The 17,331-nt window shown below is 25.5% G+C and carries 17 protein-coding genes; 7 read left to right on the top strand and 10 right to left on the bottom strand.

Going from position 1 to position 17,331, the window contains the following annotated elements; genetic code table 4:
* Positions 1-2: 2 nt before the first annotated feature.
* From AACL22_RS08210 to pepF, 8 genes are all read right to left on the bottom strand, one after another.
* Positions 3-221, bottom strand: coding sequence for a hypothetical protein (locus tag AACL22_RS08210; RefSeq protein WP_338991221.1), 219 nt, complete (start codon positions 219-221; stop codon positions 3-5).
* Between the two features lie 111 nt (positions 222-332).
* Positions 333-1,538 carry a hypothetical protein gene (locus AACL22_RS08205; RefSeq protein WP_338991219.1) on the bottom strand — a complete coding sequence of 402 codons (1,206 nt, stop codon included), beginning with the start codon at positions 1,536-1,538 and terminating at the stop codon, positions 333-335.
* A gap of 95 nt (positions 1,539-1,633) precedes the next feature.
* A complete protein-coding gene (locus AACL22_RS08200; protein ID WP_338991217.1) occupies positions 1,634-2,860 on the bottom strand; it encodes a hypothetical protein in 1,227 nt (408 codons plus the stop codon).
* A 17-nt stretch (positions 2,861-2,877) separates the two neighbouring features.
* A complete protein-coding gene (locus AACL22_RS08195; RefSeq protein ID WP_338991215.1) occupies positions 2,878-3,336 on the bottom strand; it encodes a hypothetical protein in 459 nt (152 codons plus the stop codon).
* Between the two features lie 11 nt (positions 3,337-3,347).
* Entirely contained in the window at positions 3,348-3,746 is a 399-nt protein-coding gene (locus AACL22_RS08190; RefSeq protein ID WP_338991212.1) for a hypothetical protein, read from the bottom strand.
* Positions 3,747-3,764: 18 nt separating this feature from the next.
* Positions 3,765-4,220 carry a hypothetical protein gene (locus AACL22_RS08185; protein WP_338991209.1) on the bottom strand — a complete coding sequence of 152 codons (456 nt, stop codon included), beginning with the start codon at positions 4,218-4,220 and terminating at the stop codon, positions 3,765-3,767.
* A complete protein-coding gene (locus AACL22_RS08180; protein ID WP_338991207.1) occupies positions 4,172-4,459 on the bottom strand; it encodes a hypothetical protein in 288 nt (95 codons plus the stop codon). The genes AACL22_RS08185 and AACL22_RS08180 overlap by 49 nt, the downstream gene beginning before the upstream one ends.
* Positions 4,460-5,510: 1,051 nt before the next feature.
* A complete protein-coding gene (gene pepF, locus AACL22_RS08175; protein WP_338991205.1) occupies positions 5,511-7,307 on the bottom strand; it encodes an oligoendopeptidase F in 1,797 nt (598 codons plus the stop codon).
* Between the two features lie 130 nt (positions 7,308-7,437).
* Here pepF and AACL22_RS08170 point away from each other — a divergent pair, with 130 nt between their 5' ends.
* The gene (locus AACL22_RS08170) at positions 7,438-8,790 is read left to right on the top strand and encodes a M17 family metallopeptidase (RefSeq protein ID WP_338991203.1); all 1,353 of its coding nucleotides are present in this window, start codon (positions 7,438-7,440) and stop codon (positions 8,788-8,790) included.
* Positions 8,791-8,859: 69 nt separating this feature from the next.
* On the opposite strand, the gene mgtA is transcribed toward AACL22_RS08170, so the two are convergent.
* Positions 8,860-11,496: a magnesium-translocating P-type ATPase gene (gene mgtA / locus AACL22_RS08165; RefSeq protein WP_338993045.1), complete on the bottom strand. Its 2,637-nt coding sequence runs from the start codon at positions 11,494-11,496 to the stop codon at positions 8,860-8,862.
* 1,088 nt (positions 11,497-12,584) lie between these two features.
* Here mgtA and AACL22_RS08160 point away from each other — a divergent pair.
* The 6 genes from AACL22_RS08160 (at position 12,585) to AACL22_RS08135 (ending at position 15,775) form a co-directional block, all read left to right on the top strand.
* Positions 12,585-13,157 carry a hypothetical protein gene (locus AACL22_RS08160; RefSeq protein ID WP_338991201.1) on the top strand — a complete coding sequence of 191 codons (573 nt, stop codon included), beginning with the start codon at positions 12,585-12,587 and terminating at the stop codon, positions 13,155-13,157.
* A gap of 18 nt (positions 13,158-13,175) precedes the next feature.
* Complete coding sequence (locus AACL22_RS08155; RefSeq protein WP_338990292.1) at positions 13,176-13,568, top strand: hypothetical protein; 393 nt, start codon at positions 13,176-13,178, stop codon at positions 13,566-13,568.
* Positions 13,569-13,579: 11 nt separating this feature from the next.
* Positions 13,580-14,038: a hypothetical protein gene (locus AACL22_RS08150; protein WP_338991198.1), complete on the top strand. Its 459-nt coding sequence runs from the start codon at positions 13,580-13,582 to the stop codon at positions 14,036-14,038.
* 17 nt (positions 14,039-14,055) lie between these two features.
* Complete coding sequence (locus AACL22_RS08145; protein ID WP_338991195.1) at positions 14,056-14,871, top strand: hypothetical protein; 816 nt, start codon at positions 14,056-14,058, stop codon at positions 14,869-14,871.
* A gap of 17 nt (positions 14,872-14,888) precedes the next feature.
* Entirely contained in the window at positions 14,889-15,281 is a 393-nt protein-coding gene (locus AACL22_RS08140) for a hypothetical protein (RefSeq protein WP_338991192.1), read from the top strand.
* A 95-nt stretch (positions 15,282-15,376) separates the two neighbouring features.
* The gene (locus AACL22_RS08135) at positions 15,377-15,775 is read left to right on the top strand and encodes a hypothetical protein (RefSeq protein ID WP_338991190.1); all 399 of its coding nucleotides are present in this window, start codon (positions 15,377-15,379) and stop codon (positions 15,773-15,775) included.
* 126 nt (positions 15,776-15,901) lie between these two features.
* Here AACL22_RS08135 and AACL22_RS08130 read toward each other — a convergent pair whose 3' ends face one another.
* Complete coding sequence (locus AACL22_RS08130; protein ID WP_338991188.1) at positions 15,902-17,242, bottom strand: Mbov_0401 family ICE element transposase-like protein; 1,341 nt, start codon at positions 17,240-17,242, stop codon at positions 15,902-15,904.
* Between the last annotated feature and the right edge of the window lie 89 nt (positions 17,243-17,331).

Genomic DNA, 17,331 nt, shown 5'->3' with positions numbered 1-17,331 from the left:
CCTTATCATTTACTTTTTTTAGAATATATTTTCTTTAATATAAATTTTTTACTATTTAGTAATGTTTTTGTTTTAATTGTTTTGTTTAAATCTTGTTTTGTTCTGAGTTGTTTATATGCTTGAAATACTAGTCCATTACCTAACAAACTAGTAACCGCACTATCTTCTAGCGTATTTAACAATTTATCTTTATTAAAGTTATTTTTAAATTGTTCTTGCATTTTTAATATCTTAGCAATTGTCCGATATATTTTAAAACTATCTTTTACTACTTGCTAATAAACAAGTGGGGCAAAAGAAACTAAATTAAACAAACTTGTTTTTTTAAATCCTTAACCAATAAACCACTCACTGTTCATATAGAATTTAAACGGTTCAGGAGCCAAAACAAACTGTTCTGCTTTGATTAAAGTTGTCATAACGACAATAGGGACATATTTAGGATTTTTATAATATATTGTTAAAGCAACTTCACCCACAACTGATAAAGGAACAATTTTAACTGCTAAAAAAACATCAGAATTATAAGCAAAAGGTAATAATTGACCTTTTTTAATAGCCTTAGTTTCAAATTTAGATAATATTTTTTTAGTTTTATCAGTAATTTTACTAATTACTTTTTGTTTAATAGTAATTATTTGTTTTTCAATTGGGGCTAATAATTTTTTAGTTACTTTTTGAATATAAAAATTTGGGTTTAAATGATTTAAAATTTTATTTAATTTAATTGGTGTTTGATGAAAAATATTTAATAATTTATTATTATATATTTTACTGCCCCGCATTAAATTAGCATTTAATATTAGGTTTTTACCAACACCTTTTTTATGAAGATTAGTCATTATATTATATCACTCATTAGTATTAATTTTGCTTATTTTATCAATATTTAATCCATATTCAGACAATCATTTATTAGCATTTTTTTCATTTATGCGTGGTATTTTTTGAACTAATGTAGGACTTATTTTTTGAATATTTTTTTCAATTTTTAATAAATTATTAATTGTTTCTAATTTAGAAACTTTAAAACCCTTATAAAAATCATTTCGAGCTAATTTTCCAATTGTATATAATAAAGTTTCATTATTAGCTTGTTTTGTAAAATCAAATATTAATTTATCAGATAAAATCTTTTTACCTCTAACTTGTCTTACAACATCTTCTAAATTATTAGCAGTTATTACACCTAATTTTTCAAGTAGTTTAGTTTCTTTCGTTAATTTTAAAATTTTAGTTGTTTGAGCAGCACGCGTTAATTTTCCAATACCACCAATTGCTGGTAGCAAATTTAAGGCAGTACTTTTTACTGTCACTTCTGATGTTAATTTATCGTATATTTGATTTACGGCAAAATCGGTTGCTGTTTCTACTCCAAATGAGATAAATGCTGCGGCAAAATTAGATAATCCCGCACCAAGACCAACAGCCGAAGCAATACCACCAGTTAAAACTGATAAACCAAGAGCTAAAACTTGAATTCCTAAAAATTCTAATAACTGTAAACCAAAATTTTTTTCTTGTTGTTGGATTGACAATCTAGTTGGATTTTTTTAACAGCATAAATAAGGGCTGTTTTAGATGTTCCAATTGGCATATCTATCAAACGAAAAAGTACTATTTTTTAGTACTATTAAGAATTTTTAATTTTAACATCAATCGGATTTGTTTGACCAGTAGCGTTGTTTTTACCTTCAATTTGAACTTCAACAGTTTTATCATTTGTAATATTAATTGGTCAGTCTTCACTTTTAATTTCAATAAAGTAATCAAAATCACTTTCAGTTAAAGAACTATTTACTGCTTTTACTGCTTTTAAAACAACATCTTTAAATTGTGATTTTAACTGTTCGGCTGTTGCTTTTGTTGGGTCTGTAACATGAAAATTTGGTTTATCTATTTTATTAATTTTACTAATATCAATTTTTGAAACAATATGTTTAATAATTCCCTTAGGTTCAACTACTGCCCCACCTAAATATAAAACTCTTTCCATAATCAAAGTATTACCCATTCCAGTACCCAATGCAGCTGCACCAACTCTTAATGGAGTATGGTCTTTTTTGCGTAAGATAAGAGGATCATATTTTTTACTAAATTTAAAGGCAATTGCATTAACACCATCTGGTAATAGAGTAATTGTTCCTTCTGAACCATCTTTATTAATAATTGGTAATTTTTTAGGAACCATATAATATGTTGTTCCTTCAACAGTTTTCATTGCTCCGCTTGTTTTAATTACATTGTTTATTTGGTCATTTGCTCCAAGTTGTAACTGTAATTTATTACGAATTCTACGAATAAAATCAGCCAAACCCAAGACAACTGTTTCTGATGGGGTAAATCCATTTTCATATATTTTATCCATAATTTCATCGTGAATTTGTAAAGCATTAGTATCATCTGCTTTTTGGCCTTGAATGGTTGTAACTACTCCTTTATTAATAATTTCTAAAATTTTATTACGTTTATAAGCAACCTCAGTATCCATTGCTTGTTCAATATCAGCCGCCCAAAGATTAGGGTTAAAATCACTTTCTACAGGGTCTAATTTACGAGCAAAAGTTAAAATTGTATCTAATTCAACAATTCCATCATCAAATTCTACTTCTGAATAATTTAATAATCTATCATCAGTATTAAATACTTTCCCATCTTTACCAGAGCCTTCATTATATTTAATATTTTTCTTTCTTTTATATGCTAAACTAAATTTATTTGCATCTTTTCATGCAAATAATGCTTCTCAACTAAATTTTTGTTGATAAGTTTGTAAATATCATTGTTCAAATGTTTCTCGATCTCGTTTTGTTGCTTGATTAGCAATATCTCCGAAAATTCTTTGTGGGTTTTGTGCCATAATTTAATTCTTTTTTTCTATTTATTAAATACATTGTCTGTATCTAAAATATTGTTTTCTTTGTTTACTACTTTTGGTACGCCCCCAGTATTAACTGTTTGTACCTTAATTAATTCATCATAAACACTTTGCAATTGTGTTTTAATGATTTCAATATCATCAGTAATATCATAAGATTTTAATAAAACATTTTTAAATTCTTCATTATCAGTTAAAGAATTAATAAAGTCAATTACTTCAATTTGTTTTAATTGAATTTTTTGTTGTTCAATTTGTGAAGTTAATTCAGTATTTTTTGTTTGTAGTTCGTTGATTTGCTGATTACTATTTTCTAAATTAATTGCATTAAATTCTTCAACTTCAGCAGTATTTTCTAAAATAATTTCAGCAGTTTTAATATTAAAACTACCATCTTCATTTTTAATAGGTTCACTATTTTCATTAATAAGAACATATTTTACATTTTTTAATGCCATTGTTTTTCCTCCTATTTTTTAATATTTGTATTTGTTCTTTTTCTAATCGCTTTTTGTATAATTTCAAAACTGTCTACTCTAAAAGACAAAAAATAGCGTTTAGTTTTTATATTTAACTGATTAAATACTGAGCCTTTAATTTTTATCTCATCATCTTTTTTTAATTTCAAAAACTCAGTTAAAATAGATGGGTTATATATTGATAATGTTGAGTAATTTAATCCTTCTCACTGACATTTAGCCGAACAAGCATCAACTTCAACACCACCAGCAACCAGTGCCTTGATCTTAGTTTTAATCGGATTTTCATGTAATCTAACAGTTAATTCTAACTTATTAACTTTTTTATTTTTTATTTTAGGTTTATTAGTTATTGATTTTTTAGGTAAATTACTTTTTGTTTGTGCCATTTTTATCAACTCCTTTTGCTAAAAATACTGTAAATGTTTTCAAGCATCGTGTTCGTGCTCTGACATTTTAATATTTCCTTTATAAATATAATTTTTCTTAATGACTGATGATTGTAAAATATATTTTAAATTAAATAGATATTTGCATAAAACTTTTAAACCACCAATAAATTTAGGAGTAGATAATGGATTTTTTATTTTTAAACCCTTATGAAGTTGATAATCTTCAATTATTACAATAACTTTATTTAAATAAGAACAAATTTTATTTTTAAACTCATTTAATATTAAATACATATTATTTATTGCTTCTTCTTCATTTTTAGAATTAAAAGTAATATTATTAATTATTTTCTTTTGCAAAACATTATAAATAATCATACCAGTTTGTCCAATTCCAGCAGGGTCAATTGCAATAATATATTTTAATTTATTTGTTTTATTTTTTTTTTGTCAATTTGTAATATTTTTCATCCATCGGATGCTAAATCTAAAATATCGTTAATTTTATAATATTGCATATATGAAACAATAACATCTCACTTGTCTTTAAATAAAATTAAGTACATTTTGGCTCATTCTAAACATTGCAAATCATAATGCTTTTTATGATGTGAAATACGACAATTAATAGGTTGACAATTAACTCAATCAAATGATGTTGTTATTTCATTTCAAGTTTTATTAATATATTTACTTTTATATTCTGTCATTTATCTATACTCCTTAATTTTTTTTATTTGTTGCTCAAATTTCATCATTAATATCATTTACTGTTACCAGATAAGCTTGTATCATTAATTCTTGTAATTTATTTTTAATTTTTTTATTTCATTTTTTCATCAAATATTTTCCTTTCTGTAAAAAAAACATAATATTCCTTTATTGATTAATATTTTGATATTTAGTAAATAATTTATTTTAATATTTAATTACTTCGCCGCCCGCTCCACTTTGAAGGTGAGCGGGGGCGGATAGGATATTTTGATAGAGTTTACCCCCATACGGAAATAAACAAAAAAACAGTTTACCCAGTTATTAATTACGCTTCATCCATCCCTACACAACTTTATATAAAGAAAATAACCTTTTGGAGTTCCAACCCTCTTGTTTTTTAGTGTCCGATATTGTTTTTTTCGGTTTAACAACACTCTTTTTATGAAAACAAGCCAAAAAACACATGCTCTGACATTTCGCAAGTGATTAATCTTGCCGAGAATTAAAGAAATAAATAGAAGTAGTAAATCCAATCGCTTTCACACTTTCTTTAAGGCTTCGTGCCATAAATGAGTTATCCATCTTTAAGCATCAAAAAATATTAAGTTTTAAAGATTGAATTTTGGATTAATCGTTAGATAGTATCTTTTTTTTATCTCATTATCTTTTTTAATTCTTTGTTTATTAAATATATTTTTTAGTAATTATATTTAACAATTAACTAACAACTAAATAAAACAATTATTCAAAATTTTTTAAGAAAAGAAAGGATGGATTTTTCTGAAAAAACATATTTTATTAAGTGTAAAAGATACTATCTAACGATTAATCCAATAAATATAAGTATTTTTTACAAAATAAAAAGCACTTTATTCTTTTTCAATAAAGTGCTACATTTGCATTTACAATTTACAAAACAAAATAAAATTAATTTTTATCAAATTATTTGTAATTTAAACAAATATTTTTAAAAATAATTTGACAAAATATTTTTTATTTTTATTTTTAATATAATAAATTTTTTTATATAATATAACTAATATAACGTTATTTTAATAACTGAGTAAGATTATTAATTATTTCTGTTAATTTTGTAATCAAGCCATTATAAACATTAGCATCAGTATAATCAATTCCGATATCTTTTAAAATTGCTAATGGTTCTTTACGACCACCTTGTTTTAAAAAATTTAGTAAATATTCTGAATGGCCATTAATGACATCATTATAAAGTTTAAATGAAGCAACAATACAAGTTGCATATTTATAAACATAATATGGTGAATGAAAGAAATGTAAAATTCGTGGTCAACTATATGTCTTTTGTTGTAACTCATGTTTATCAAAAACAGTATAACCAAATTCATTAGCTTTTTGATCAAAAAGATTTGCTAATTTATCAGCATCTAATGGCTCATTATTTTCAACCATTTTATGCGCAGATCATTCAAAATCAGCAAAATGAATTTGGCAAAAGAAAGTTGCCATAATTTCATCAATTCGATTTTGTAATAAATAAATTTTTTCTTCTTTACTTTCAGCATATTTATATAAATAATCAAATAATAAGTGCTCATTAACTGTTGAAGCAACTTCTGCTAAAATAATTGGATAACTATTTAATGGATATTTATTATTTAAATCTGCTAATAATGTGTGAACAGAATGACCGGCTTCATGTGCTAATGTATTAACTGAACCAATTGTATCATCTCAATTCATTAAAATAATTGGTTCAACTCCTGAACCACCAGATGAATAAGCACCATTACGTTTATTAGTATCTTCAAAGTAATCAATGCGATGATCACTTCAAACTAACTCTAATTGGGTTAAATATTCATTTCCTAATGGTTGTAGGGATTCACGTATCATTTTTTTTGCATCTTCAACAGTATATTTCTTATCTAATGATGCAATGTTTTTAACTAACTTCAAGCTACGATCAGTTAGATAAAACTTTTTAAATTTAAAATGTTTTTTTAATAACTCATTATATTGAACAAATAAATGACTATTTTCACGACCATATTTAATTAAACTTGCATAAATTTCTTCAGATACAGCATCATTATTTAATGATGCTTGTAAAGTATTTTTATAACCACGTAAGCGAACAGATTCAACACTATGTTGAATGATTCCCTCATAAATTCGTGCAAAAGAATGTTTTTTATCAACTAAATGTTCAGAAAACAATTGTGCTGTTTTAATTCGAAATTCTTGTTCACCTAATGGATCAGATTTCTCCATAATTTCACTATATACAGTATTTGTTAATTCTGTTTTTGTTCCTTGATAATCAATAAAAGTTGGCTTTTTATCAGCATATGCTAATAAATCATACAATTCATAAGCTACACTTCGTGACCGTGTTACTAAAGCTAAAATTTCTTCATCACGTTCTGATAAAATATATTTTGCATTTTTAAAAAACTTACGATAACTATATTCATATGCACTTAATGCAGAATCTTCTTTAATTCATGTCATAATTGTTTTTTCACCAATTGCTTTTAATTCGGGAGCAACAAAAGCTAATTGACTTGAAATTTGATTTAAAGTATTTGAATAAGTTCCTGCTAATTCTTGATATGATAAATCAGTTGTATTAATATCACCCATATGTAAATATTGTCCCATTTTATTTGCAATTAAATCAATTTCTTCTTCTAAAAAAATATATTTTTTAAAAACAGCCATTTGATTTATTTTTCCTTTAAAGGTGATAATTTCTTCTAATTTTTTTACAATTTTTGCTAAATCTTTTTTCCATGCTTCATGATTGAAATATAAATGATTGAAATCTCATTTATATTGTGCTGGTGCTTCATTTCGTTTCATTCTTTTCTCCTCTTTCTTCTAAATTTACCTTTTTATATTATACCGGAAAACAAAATATTTTTATTGTTATTCTAGATAATGTTATAATATTGTGTATATAATTATCTATATAGAAAGAAGGAATTTTACAATGGTATTATTAAATGACAAAAAACAAGATTTAACACTAAAAGCAATTTTTAAGGGTGATAAAATCAACCCATTAGTTGTCCAAGAAAACGGTGCATCAACTTTAATTTCAGAAGAAAAAACAATTTATGCTTATTTCGAAAAAGCATTAACTTTTAAAAATGTTGAAGATTTTATCCAAAATTTTATGAAAACAATTAAATATAGTTTAAATATTGATGTTAACACTTTCAAAAAAGGTGCTGAAGCAAATACTCATATTTTTAAAGCACTAGCAGAAGGAACATTATATGCTTTAAATGATAATTATAATTTAAAAACAGATAAAAAAGAAAAATCAGTTTATACAATTAATTTAATCCATAACTGTGACAAGGCACCTACTATTTTTAAAGAAATTCAAATTAAAATGGAATTTGTTAATTTTGCTCGTATGTTACAAGATACACCACCAAATTTAATGTATCCAGAAGTTTTTGCTGAAAAAATTACAACAATGGCAAAAGGAATCCCAAATTTAAAAGTAACAGTTTTAGATAAAAAAGAAATTGAAAAAGAAAAAATGGGTTTACTTTTAGCTGTTAATGCGGGAAGCTATTTAGAACCCCGAGTTGTTATCTTAGAATATATAGGTGATAGTAATAAAAAAGAAAAAGTTGGCTTAATAGGAAAGGGAATTACCTTTGATAGTGGTGGATATAACTTAAAGCCATCAACAGCATTAACTGGAATGAAATTTGATATGTCAGGAGCAGCTATTGTTTGCTCAACAGTATTAGCTTTAGCAAAATCACAAGTTAAAACAAATATTGCTGCGGTGGCTTGTTTAACAGAAAATCGAATTGGAGGAAAAGCAACTTTAACTGAATCAGTTATTACATCAATGAACGGAAAAACTGTTCAAATTGATAATACTGATGCTGAAGGAAGATTAGTTCTAGCTGATGGTATTACTTATGCTATACGTAAATTAAATGTGGATAAATTAATTGAAGCCTCAACATTAACTGGTGCAATTCTAGTAGCTTTAGGAAAATGATTAACTGGTGCTTTTGCTAATAATGATGCATGATATGAACAATTTGCACAAGCAGCTTCTAAAGCTCATGAAGGAATTTGAAGAATGCCAATTTTAGAAGAACATACTGCTGTAATGCGTAAAACACCAATTGCTGATCTAACAAATGCTGAAAGTTCACGCTTTGCTGGCAGTTCAACTGCTGCTGCCTTTTTATGTGAATTTGTAGAAGAAAAACCATATATTCATTTAGACATCGCTGGGACAGCGGATACTAAAGATGGGCGTGGAACTGGAGTAATGATTAAAACATTATTTGAATTATTTAAAAAATAATTTTAAACATCTTGTAAAAGCAAGATGTTTTTTTATTTTGCATTAAAAATAGATTTACTAAAAGTAAATCTATAATCATCGCTTAAAAATTTTAATATATAAATCTTTGACTCCTTGACTCATTAAACAATATCCAATCACTAATGCAGCAAAGAAAGCAAAATACATTGCGGGTAATGGTACTAAACTTAGTTTTGGCCCTAATGATGTAAATGGTAAGGTCATTCCAATCAAAATGACGGCAATGCTGGATACCAATAATTGCCATAATGGCATTGATTGAAAGAATGGAATTTTTCTTGTTCGATACATTTGAACAATTAAGGTTTGGGTCACTAATCCTTCAACAAATCAACCTGTTTGAAATAAAGTAATTTGTTCAGCTGTGATGTGTTGTGGATTGGCAAGAACCCCAAAATAATAGCCCATAACAACAAAAGTTAAAATATCAAAAATTGAGGAGACAGGTCCATTAACAAAAACAAACGGTAAAATATCCTTTGTTGTTCAAGTTTGTGGTTTTGATAAAAAGTCTACATCAACCTTATCAAATGCTACTGCCAATTGGGATATATCATATAATAAATTTTGAAATAGAATTTGAATTGGCATCAATGGTTGAAATGGTAATCATGCTGAAGCAATTAAAATACTCAGAACATTTCCAAAGTTAGAGGCTATTGTAATCTTAATATATTTTAAAATATTTCCAAAAATTTGTCGTCCCTGAATAATTCCCTTTTTTATAACTAATAAGGGCTTTTCTAATAAAATAATATCTGATGCTTGTTTTGCAATATCAGTTGCATTATCAACAGATATTGCAACATCGCTTTGGCGTAAAACAGGTGCATCATTAATTCCATCACCCATGAAACCGACAACATGTTGATTTTGTTTTAAAGCTGTAATAATTTTTGCTTTTTGTAATGGATTTAATTTAACAAAAATATTATTTTGTTCAACAACATCACGGAGTTCAAGTTCACTTAATTTTTCAATATAATCGCCAGTTATAACACCACGAATTTTTAAATGAACTCGATCACAAATTGCTTTTGTGACTTGTTCATTATCACCCGTTAAAATTTTTAATTGTACTCCATTTTTTCGCAATAATTGAATCATTTTTGCTGCAGAAGGCTTTGGTTTATCAAGAAAAGAAACAAAACCATAAAAAATTAAATTTTTCTCTTCTTTTGTTAAATAATAAATATCGGCATCATGACCATAATTATATGCTAATGCAATAACTCTTAATCCTTCACTATTCATTCGTTCTGCTGTTGCAGAAATCATTCGTAAATGTTCTTCTGTTATCTTTTCAACTTTTCCTTTATATTCAATTCTTGTACAATTTTTAATAATTTCTTCAATTGCCCCTTTACAGATTAAAGTGTGATGCTTGTCTTTGCCTGAAACAACAACCGTTAATTTACGCCGATTAAAATCAAAGGGGATTTCATCAATTTTTTGATAATCATCCTTAAAACTAGATAAATGATGATTATCAATATAATGAATAATTGCTTTATCTAAAGGATTTTTTAATCCCGTTTGAAAATAACTATTTAAATATAAATATGTTAATAAACGATCATCTTTTTTATTATTTAATAACTGATAATCAACCAATTCAATTTTATCATTTGTTAAAGTTCCTGTTTTATCTGTACATAAAACATTAATTGCCCCTAAATTTTGAATTGCTTCTAATTTTTTAACAACTACTTTGGCTTTACTCATTCGACTGGCACCACGAGCAAGATTAGAAGTCACAATCATTGGTAACATTTCTGGAGTTAAACCAACAGCAACTGAAATAGCGAATAATAAAGCAGATAACCAATCATTTTTTGTAATTCCATTGATAATAAAAACAATGGGAACCATTACAAACATAAATGATAATAGTAATCAAGTCGTTCTTTTAATTCCACGATTAAAACTATTCTCTGGTGGTTTAACTTGTAATGTTTTTGAAATTGTCGCATAATATGTTTCTGTTCTCACACCAATAACAACTGCAATTGCACTACCTGAAACAACACTTGTTCCCGTATAACAAATATTTTCTAACTCTAGTAAACTTGCTTTATGACGGTTATAACTAGCATGTTTTTCAACAGGTAACGACTCACCGGTTAAACTGGATTGATTAATAAAAAGTTCATTACTTCATAATATTCGAACATCAGCAGGAACCATATCCCCACTTGATAAATAAATTAAATCACCTGGTACTAATTTATGAATTTCTAATTCTTTTGCTTCTCGAATTAAACCAGTATTATTTTTAACTGATATTTCAGAAATTTTTTTATCATCTTCTAATCGAATTACTGTAATTGTGTTACTAACTAAATCTGTTAGTTTTTTTGTCACGAAAAAACTGCGGATATCTTGAACATATGCAATTGTAATATTAATAATAATCATAATAGCAATAGTAATCACTCCAATAACTTCAAAACTATCGCCACCTAAAGTAAAATAACTAATTATATTATAGGTCGCAATTAAAGCCAAAACAATATTAAAAGTATTTAACAATACTTTTAAAAAATGTTTAAATCAATGAAATTTCATTTTTTCTTGTGAATTATCACCATATTTTTTACCCATTTCTTCTGCTTCATCATAAGTTAAACCAAAATTTTTAAGTTCAAAATGTTCTAAAATTTCGCTTTGAGAAAACTGGGAAATTTGTTTAATCTTATCAGTTTTTTAAAAACCAATTTCTTTTTTTCGCCCTGTAAATTGTAAATGCAAATGTAGCACTTTATTGAAAAAGAATAAAGTGCTTTTTATTTTGTAAAAAATACTTATATTTATTGGATTAATCGTTAGATAGTATCTTTTACACTTAATAAAATATGTTTTTTCAGAAAAATCCATCCTTTCTTTTCTTAAAAAATTTTAAATAATTGTTTTATTTAGTTGTTAGTTAATTGTTAAATATAATTACTAAAAAATATATTTTATAAACAAAGAATTAAAAAAGATAATGAGATAAAAAAATAAAGATACTATCTAACGATTAATCCAAAATTCAATCTTTAAAACTTAATATTTTTTGATGCTTAAAGATGGATAACTCATCTATGGCACGAAGCCTTAAAGAAAGTGTGAAAGCGATTGGATTTACTACTCCTATTTATTTCTTTAATTCTCGGCAAGATTAATCACTTGCGAAATGTCAGAGCATGTGTTTTTTGGCTTGTTTTCATAAAAAGAGTGTTGTTAAACCGAAAAAAAACAATATCGGACACTAAAAAACAAGAGGGTTGGAACTCCAAAAGGTTATTTTCTTTATATAAAGTTGTGTAGGGATGGATGAAGCGTAATTAATAACTGGGTAAACTGTTTTTTTGTTTATTTCCGTATGGGGGTAAACTCTATCAAAATATCCTATCCGCTCCCGCTCACCTTCAAAGTGAAGCGGGCGGCGAAGTAATTAAATATTAAAATAAATTATTTACTAAATATCAAAATATTAATCAATAAAGGAATATTATGTTTTTTTACAGAAAAAAAATATTTGATGAAAAAATGAAATAAAAAAAATAAAAATAAATTACAAGAATTAATGATACAAGCTTATCTGGTAACAGTAAATGATATTAATGATGAAATTTGAGCAACAAATAAAAAGAATTAAGGAGTATAGATAAATAACAGAATATAAAAGTAAATATATTAATAAAACTTGAAATGAAATAACAACATCATTTGATTGAGTTAATTGTCAACCTATTAATTGTCGTATTTTACATCATAAAAAGCATTATGATTTGCAATGTTTAGAATGAGCCAAAATGTACTTAAATTTATTTAAAGACAAGTGAGATGTTATTGTTTCATATATGCAATATTATAAAATTAACGATATTTTAGATTTAGCATCCGATGGATGAAAAATATTACAAATTGACAAAAAAAATAAAACAAATAAATTAAAATATATTATTGCAATTGACCCTGCTGGAATTGGACAAACTGGTATGATTATTTATAATGTTTTGCAAAAGAAAATAATTAATAATATTACTTTTAATTCCAAAAATAAAGAAGAAGCAATAAATAATATGTATTTAATATTAAATGAGTTTAAAAATAAAATTTGTTCTTATTTAAATAAAGTTATTGTAATAATTGAAGATTATCAACTTCATAAGGGTTTAAAAATAAAAAATCCATTATCTACTCCTAAATTTATTGATGGTTTAAAAGTTTTATGCAAATATCTATTTAATTTAAAATATATTTTACAATCACCAGTCATTAAGAAAAATTATATTTATAAAGGAAATATTAAAATGTCAGAGCACGAACACGATGTTTGAAAACATTTACAGTATTTTTAGCAAAAGGAGTTGAAAAAAATGGCACAAACAAAAAGTAATTTACCTAAAAAATCAATAACTAATAAACCTAAAATAAAAAAAGTTAATAAGTTAGAATTAACTGTTAGATTACATGAAAATCCGATTAAAACTAAGATTAAGGCACTGGTTGCTGGTGGTGTTGAAGTTGATGCTTGTTCGGCTAAATGTCAGTGAGAAGGATTAAATTACTCAACATTATCAATATATAACCCATCTATTTTAACTGAGTTTTTGAAATTAAAAAAAGATGATGAGATAAAAATTAAAGGCTCAGTATTTAATCAGTTAAATATAAAAACTAAACGCTATTTTTTATCTTTTAGAGTAGACAGTTTTGAAATTATACAAAAAGCGATTAGAAAAAGAACAAATACAAATATTAAAAAATAGGAGGAAAAACAATGGCATTAAAAAATGTAAAATATGTTCTTATTAATGAAAATAGTGAACCTATTAAAAATGAAGATGGTAGTTTAGATATTAAAACTGCTGAAATTATTTTAGAAAATACTGCTGAAGTTGAAGAATTTAATGCAATTAATTTAGAAAATAGTAATCAGCAAATCAACGAACTACAAGCAAAAAATACTGAATTAACTTCACAAATTGAACAACAAACAATTCAATTAAAACAAATTGAAGTAATTGACTTTATTAATTCTTTAACTGATAATGAAGAATTTAAAAATGTTTTATTAAAGTCTTATGATATTACTGATGATATTGAAATCATTAAAACACAATTGCAAAGTGTTTATGATGAATTAATTAAGGTACAAACAGTTAATACTGGTGGCGTACCAAAAGTAGAAAACAAAGAAAACAATATTTTAGATACAGACAATGTATTTAATAAATAGAAAGAAGGAAGTAAATTATGGCACAAAACCCACAAAGAATTTTCGGAGATATTGCTAATCAAGCAACAAAACGAGATCGAGAAACATTTGAACAATGATATTTACAAACTTATCAACAAAAATTTAGTTGAGAAGCATTATTTGCATGAAAAGATGCAAGTAAATTTAGTTTAGCATATAAAAGAAAGAAAAATATTAAATATAATGAAGGTTCTGGTAAAGATGGGAAAGTATTTGATACTGATGATAAATTATTAAATTATTCAGAAGTAGAATTTGATGATGGAATTGTTGAATTAGATACAATTTTAACTTTTGCTCGTAAATTAGACCCTGTAGAAAGTGATTTTAACCCTAATCTTTGGGCTGCTGATATTGAACAAGCAATGGATACTGAGGTTGTTTATAAACGTAATAAAATTTTAGAAATTATTAATAAAGGAGTAGTTACAACCATTCAAGGCCAAAAAGCAGATGATACTAATGCTTTACAAATTCACGATGAAATTATGGATAAAATATATGAAAATGGATTTACCCCATCAGAAACAGTTGTCTTGGGTTCGGCTGATTTTATTCGTGGAATTCGTAATAAATTACAGTTACAACTTGGAGCAAATGACCAAATAAACAATGTAATTGAAACAAGCGGAGCAATGAAAACTGTTGAAGGAACAACATATTATATGGTTCCTAAAAATTACCAATTATTAATAAAGATGGTTCAGAAGGAACAATTACTCTATTACCAGATGGTGTTAATGCAATTGCCTTTAAATTTAGTAAAAAATATGACCCTCTTATCTTACGCAAAAAAGACCATACTCCATTAAGAGTTGGTGCAGCTGCATTGGGTACTGGTATGGGTAATACTTTGATTATGGAAAGAGTTTTATATTTAGGTGGGGCAGTAGTTGAACCTAAGGGAATTATTAAACATATTGTTTCAAAAATTGATATTAGTAAAATTAATAAAATAGATAAACCAAATATTCATGTTACAGACCCAACAAAAGCAACAGCCGAACAGTTAAAATCACAATTTAAAGATGTTGTTTTAAAAGCAGTAAAAGCAGTAAATAGTTCTTTAACTGAAAGTGATTTTGATTACTTTATTGAAAGTAAAGGTGAAGACTGACCAATTAATATTACAAATGATAAAACTGTTGAAGTTCAAATTGAAGGTAAAAACAACGCTACTGGTCAAACAAATCCGATTGATGTTAAAATTAAAAATTCTTAATAGTACTAAAAAATAGTACTTTTTCGTTTGATAGATATGCCAATTAGAACATCTAAAACAGCTCTTATTTATGCTGTTAAAAAAATCCAACTAGATTGTCAATCCAACAACAAGAAAAAAATTTTGGTTTACAGTTATTAGAATTTTTAGGAATTCAAGTTTTAGCACTTGGTTTATCAGTTTTAACTGGTGGTATTGCTTCGGCTGTTGGACTTGGTGCGGGATTATTTAATTTTGCCGCAGCATTTATCTCATTTGGAGTAGAAACAGCAACCGATTTTGCCGTAAATCAAATATACGATAAATTAACATCAGAAGTGACAGTAAAAAGTACTGCCTTAAATTTGCTACCAGCAATTGGTGGTATTGAAAAATTAACGCGTGCTGCTCGAACAACTAAAATTTTAAAATTAGCGAAAGAAACTAAACTACTTGAAATTGGCTGTATGTATTATTTAAGGGTTTTAATTAATATCTTAGAAATTGTGGAATAAAAATACCACTTACTTATCTAAATTATATTACTTTTAATTTTATTGTCAACAATATTTTAACATTTTTTAAATTTTTCCACGACAAAAATACATGTTTATTAAAGTTATTTAATTTATTAGATAAAATTAATAAAAATATAAGTTTGGTTGTAAATTATTATTTACAAAATTATTAACTGAATAATTAATTCTTTTTTCTTCTAATGGTTCATTAGTATTAAATAAATTAATTTTATTTTTAAAATTCATCATACTAGTATTTAATTTATTTTTAAGAGTTTTTTCATGATAAGTTGCTTTTTTAATCAAAACACCTTTACAGTAATGTGATATATCACCCTCAATATGACAACCAATATTATTTCATAATGTTTGATTTCTGACACCTTCTTCATTATTTTTAATTAATTTAATTGTCTCTTTTAAGAATTTCATTTTTGATTCTTTTATAAAAGAAGCACTGTTTTTTAAACATTCTAATAATTCTTCATATTTAGCATTAAAAAAATAATCGATTGCTTTATGGTACGTTTCTCTGTTTTCTTTGTTTTTACTTTGATAAGGATATAATTTTTTAAATCTACTTGTAAGGTGGAATTTATCTATCGTGTAATGTACTTTATTTTTAGGAAAATATTCTTGAATAAATTTTACAATATTTTTAATTCAAGGTGCGCCATCGCCTAATACCATAAATTCAATATTGTCATTAATATCATAATAACTGGTAATTAATGTAAATAATTTATTAACAAAATTAGTTAATTTACTATTTTTTTTAATATATTCTGGAATATTATCAAGTTCTATAACACCTAATTTATTTGCAATTATAGGTCTTTTTTTCGTTGATTTTGCCTTATCAAAACCAGTATGAACAGTTGAAAATATACTATGTTTTTTTATTTTTTCTTTTCCTTTTTTCTTTTCATTTCACATTTTTAAATAAGTTCCATCAATTTGAATATATAAAGTATGAGGTATCTTTACTTTTTTATCAGTTTTATTAAGATAATATTCTTTACCAGTTTTTGCATTTTTCATAATATTTGAAATTGTTTTTATACAAATTTTTACATGTTCCATAGTATCTAAAATATCTTGATATGTTTTTTTCTTGCCAATAAATGATAATATTTTTTCTTTAACAGAATTATTTATTCTTTGTCATTTTTCAATTCCTAAAAGTTTATCCAAAGGAAAAATATATTCTTCTTTACCTGTTTCTGGATTAATTTTATAATATTTTCTTCTTTTAAAAGTTATTTTCCCATTTAAAATAGTTAATGTTCTTGGTTTTATTTCTTTTACTTTATAATCTTTAAATTCTTTTAAAGTTTCATCAATTTTATAATTTTTAAAAATTCATTCATCAAAATTTTCTAAATTTTGTTGAATAATTTCAATACTTTGTATATATAACAAATTATTAAAATTCTTAAAAAAGTTGTTATCAATATTTATCATTTTTTTACCCTCTTTCCTTCGTTCTACACATTAACACAAAAATAAAAAAATGCAAAAAAAAGATATTATTTTTTATTTATTGTGTTATA

Origin of the sequence: Spiroplasma endosymbiont of Seladonia tumulorum (assembly GCF_964020235.1) — a bacterium.
In the GTDB taxonomy this organism is placed as follows: domain Bacteria; phylum Bacillota_I; class Bacilli_A; order Mycoplasmatales; family Mycoplasmataceae; genus Spiroplasma.
Note: the sequence above shows the minus strand (reverse complement) of the source record. Positions and strands in the feature narration are given on the sequence as shown.